This is a genomic window from Vibrio sp. RM-69-4 (assembly GCF_024743775.1).
In the GTDB taxonomy this organism is placed as follows: Bacteria; Pseudomonadota; Gammaproteobacteria; order Enterobacterales; family Vibrionaceae; genus Vibrio; species Vibrio anguillarum.
In genome coordinates this window covers 1-4,365 of the sequence record NZ_JAMQXI010000072.1, presented here as the reverse complement: position 1 = coordinate 4,365, position 4,365 = coordinate 1, and the positions used below count along the sequence as shown (strand labels likewise).

The 4,365-nt window shown below is 40.3% G+C and carries 4 protein-coding genes and 2 pseudogenes; all 6 read right to left on the bottom strand.

Annotation, left to right across the window (positions count from 1 at the left end; all coding sequences use genetic code 11):
- Positions 1 to 246, bottom strand: a pseudogene (locus NB504_RS11730) (GNAT family N-acetyltransferase); the annotation flags it as partial.
- Between the two features lie 676 nt (positions 247 to 922).
- On the bottom strand, positions 923 to 1,603 hold the full coding sequence (locus NB504_RS11725) for an FRG domain-containing protein (protein ID WP_258428947.1): 681 nt from the start codon (positions 1,601 to 1,603) through the stop codon (positions 923 to 925).
- A gap of 138 nt (positions 1,604 to 1,741) precedes the next feature.
- On the bottom strand, positions 1,742 to 2,287 hold the full coding sequence (locus NB504_RS11720) for a GNAT family N-acetyltransferase (protein WP_094133198.1): 546 nt from the start codon (positions 2,285 to 2,287) through the stop codon (positions 1,742 to 1,744).
- A 160-nt stretch (positions 2,288 to 2,447) separates the two neighbouring features.
- The gene (locus NB504_RS11710) at positions 2,448 to 2,873 is read right to left on the bottom strand and encodes a hypothetical protein (protein ID WP_258428946.1); all 426 of its coding nucleotides are present in this window, start codon (positions 2,871 to 2,873) and stop codon (positions 2,448 to 2,450) included.
- Positions 2,874 to 3,203: 330 nt separating this feature from the next.
- Complete coding sequence (locus tag NB504_RS11705) at positions 3,204 to 3,452, bottom strand: DUF3297 family protein (protein WP_026028286.1); 249 nt, start codon at positions 3,450 to 3,452, stop codon at positions 3,204 to 3,206.
- Positions 3,453 to 3,714: 262 nt separating this feature from the next.
- Positions 3,715 to 4,365 (bottom strand): annotated as a pseudogene (locus NB504_RS11695) (hypothetical protein); the annotation flags it as partial.

Here is a 4,365-nt window from a genome sequence, read left to right as displayed (position 1 = left end):
TTTACCCTGAAATTCAGGAAACACGAATATGGCAGCCAAAGTACTTTCATACAGCGCGTAAAAACCAACTATTTTCGACTCAATTTCATAAACGAAGACTTCTGAAGCAGGAATATAAATATTACGCATGTTCTCAACTTGAGATCCCCAGAAGTTCGCCGGGACGAAATCATGCGCTTTAACAGAGGCTTCAAGCCAGATTTCAAGAACCGAATCTAAGTCATGTGAATTGTACTTTCTTATCATTTTCGAACTCTAGATTTCCAAATTTATCGGGGCAACATAACGCCCGGCTAAGGGGTTGACAACGCACAGCCGAACTTAAAAAACACACTGTAAACACTGAACTGCAATTTTGCACTAAAGTCGCCACGCGTTGGCAATCCCTCTTGAGCCGTTTGTTATGCAAATTCAATAAGATAAACTGACTTTACTCGATCAAAAGCCACAATTGCAATCGTTGAGTGATTCAAGAACCAACCCAAGCAAGAACTGTAATAAATAAGCCGCCAAAACAAAGCCTACCTTTCAGCAACCAACCAAGCTTTTGAAGGAGACAAACTCAACAAGCAAGACTTTCAGCAAGTGCAAAATGCTCGAATAACTTGCTCTTTCCACACTTTACGCACGCTGAATTGGCAACAAACCAGCACCAAAACTGATTGAGGCAAACAAAGAACCTTGCCTGTTTTACGGCTTGAGTGAACCACGAATTTGAAGGTAAAAAGCTCATTTGCCGACAACACAAAACGAATGGCCGGAGAAATCCAAAAGATTGAGCCCCTAAATTTACCTGAGCTGCATAACGCCCAATTAAGGGGTGAACAACGCCGCCACCCAACCTAAAACATTGTGCCATAAACACTAAATTTGAAGTAGAAGCAAAAATGCCGAGCGTTGTGAATCCCTCTTAAATTGCTTGTTATGTGAATTTCCCATTGAGGTATCCACATAACCCGTCTAAGTCAGGAAAAATTATACTTTGATTAATGCCGCATCGATCCAAGCTATTGAGAATGTCAGTCTTAATTCTTTTGGGAATGAGATACTCACACAACCAGAACTGCTCTTGACTATCTTCCAACGGTGTAAACTGTCCGTTTGAGTAGTTATGAACTGTAAGCCACCCATGCTGCGCACTTACTCTCGGACTTTCACAATTTGGCTGTAAGATACAGACATGCTCCTGCTCAAAAGGTGACTTAGTTTTGTCAGGTAACGCAGCTCTATCAGCTACCAACATATAAACGTAAGAGTCAACATCCAGACTATTTGAACAAGCAAACCACAACGCTACCATTGGATTAGATGTCCAATCCAAACAACGAGTTTTCAAACCATGATGTTGTGCTTTAACAATCGCATGCCAATCATCGTCATCTCTCGGGCTCAATAAACTAGAGCCAATCAGGCGCATTTGCTCTAAAGCGCGTTTCTCGATATGAGTTGTGTCTTTAGTTTTATCTTCGCGCGCTACACTTGGAAGCAAGTTGCCTTTTACTGGTTGACCACGAAATAAGACTTTATTTCCAAACAATGGCGCTATTTCCATTGACTCGATAAAATTTGCTAGGCTCTTAATCTCAGTAGCTTCAGTAATCATTGACACCTCTCATTCACATAACGCCCAATTAAGGGGTGAACAACGCCTACACCCAAACCTAAAGCATTGTGCCATAAACACTAAATTTGAAGTATAAGCAAAAGTGCCAAGCGTTGTGAATCCCTCTTAAATTGCTTGTTATGCGTAATTTTTGACGTACTTTGTCATTGCTGTTTCCGAGACTGACAAACCGTCGATTCTATATTGATCTTTGAACTCTCCAACAACATCGAACCCTGCTTTTAGATAGAGGTTCTTTGCTGGGAAATTATCTGATAGTACACAAAGATCAAGCCAGTCAATTTCGGCTTTTTCTTGGCAGAAATTTATAACCGCATCAATGAGTCGTTGACCAATACCTTGCTTCCGGCAGGAAACATCTACGCCCATACCAAGTAGAACTCGATGAGAACGGCTATCATCACCGTGGTGGCGAAGATCAATGTGACCTTTGATACTTCCAGAGGTGTCTTTTACAACCCAGAGTTTTCTCCAACCTAAATCGCCAAAGTGATGGGAAAAGCCTTGGATAAACTTATCTTTTGTCGCTTCTGGAATTTCACTTTGCTCTCTGGACATTGGCTGGAAAAGAGGAACTTCTCCATTACCATTTTCAGACAGCTGATTTTCAAGATACGCAAAGAATGAATCCAAATCCGATTTTTCCGCTTCTACTACTTCCATCTAATACTCCGTCGTCCATCGATTACGCATAACGCCCGCTTAAGTGGTGAGCAACGCAATACTATGTTTCCGCATATCACCTAAATCACTAAAACCAACGCATGGTAAAAATGCCACGCGTTGCGAATCCGTCTTAAAGCGTTTGTTAGCACACACGTGATTACATAATGCACTCTTTCGCATTTTTGGCTTGTACAACACCTTTTTCGATGATTGCCAACACTTGATCGTTCTTAATTGAAGATACGATTTTATCTAGCAAGGTTTCCGCTGTAGTTTCAGAAGATACCTCAACTAAACAGCTGTAAGAGTTAGAAACCTTTTCTGTCGCTGCAGCGACAGCTTGATGGTCAGTAAAATCAGTATGAACTAATGACTCTATTGATTGAGCAAATACTTGAGCCTTTTGCGTCGCATCACCGAAAACTTCGAGATTGAGATTATTCAAATCAAACGCATCGGCCTTCTGCTGCAGGCTATCGACTGCTTTATTAGCTGCAGCCTTAGCCTCATCAATCGCTTTACTTGCATCATCACAACCAACCAAGGCTGTCATCATAATCAGCACCATTAACGTTTTTTTCATTTTTCAGCCTCTCAAGTAAAAGTTACTTTTCGATACTAGACCAAGATCAAGAGTCATTGAATAGAAATACCGTAACAGAATACAAACTCTAGTTTATGAGATGTGTGTGCTAACGCCCGGCTAAGGGGTTGACAACGCATCGCCGAACTCAAAAAACACACCGTAAACACTGAACTTTAATTTTGTACTAAAGCCGCCACGCGTTGGCAATCCCTCTTGAGCCGTTTGTTATATGTTTGGATGAGAAACCTAGTTAGATCTTGAATGCAATGTAATGCATTGAATTACATAGTTATCAACACATTGCATGCGGACGGTATAAAATGCAGCTTATTTATAAAAAGCTTCAACTTCACCTTTTAACTTAATCAGCATCGGCTGGCCAAAACGATCTTTAGCTTTCGGTGACGGAATTTTCACCCACCCTTCACTAATGCAGTATTCTTCAACATCAGTACGCTCTTTGCCATTTAGACGAATGCCAATGTGATGTTCAAAGCACTCCGCTACATAGTGTGGGCTGCGAGGATTACCAGCAAGGTGATCCGGCAAAGCGGGTTTAGCTGTAGTGTCGTTCATATTCATAACCTAAAATATGTAAAAAAGTGCGCTATTGTAGACAATACAAGCCGACCGCTCAACATAGTAAAGATGCTATTTCATATGCGGTATAGAACGCAGAACTAGATGACATATAACGCCCGCTTAAGGGGCTGACAACGCTACTACCAAGTTTCCGCATAACACCGTAATCACAAAAACCAACGCATAATAAAAATACCGCGCGTTGGAAGTCCCTCTTGAAGCGTTTGTTATGTTGTTCACGCACCAATCGAATTAATTAATCATTATTGCCTTTTAACATTCTTATCTTCACTACTATATTTTCTCTTTTGGAGCGGAAAGAGGAAACTAATTCAGGTGGAATTCTTTCGTTTACGGAAGCGCTTAAGACCTTACGCCCAACCATTATGAGTTCCAAACTCAACTCATCTAGCTCATTTGTTAAAGACAACTTATTCTCAAAATAGTAACTTTTTAAAAGATCCAAATTTTCTTGGATTTCATTCCATAACCTACGGTCAAGGAAACTTTTGTTCAACAAACCTTCTACAGTTAACATTTTACGATGAAGCTCATCAAGAGTTTCTGCCTCTTTTTCACTTACAGAAGGTTGAGTGTTTCCAGAATTATTCCTTTGGATGGCATAATTATGTATCAGCCCGAAAGCGATTAAAACTGTACCAACAACAGGATCGTAAGGACCAACAAATGAGAAATTAAATTGCTTTTCGGTAAAAGCATCTATGATGTTTACTATTATAGAAGTTGAAGTCAAACCGATGCCTGCACCTACAACTAACCAAGTCACCTTATTTGAAAACTCAGGGAACATAACTCTGAATATTTTCTTAAATACTTTTGAAGACTTAATGCTCAATTTACCTCCAATAAATAAGTGTATTACACTAAAAGTGGGACACTCGGCAAC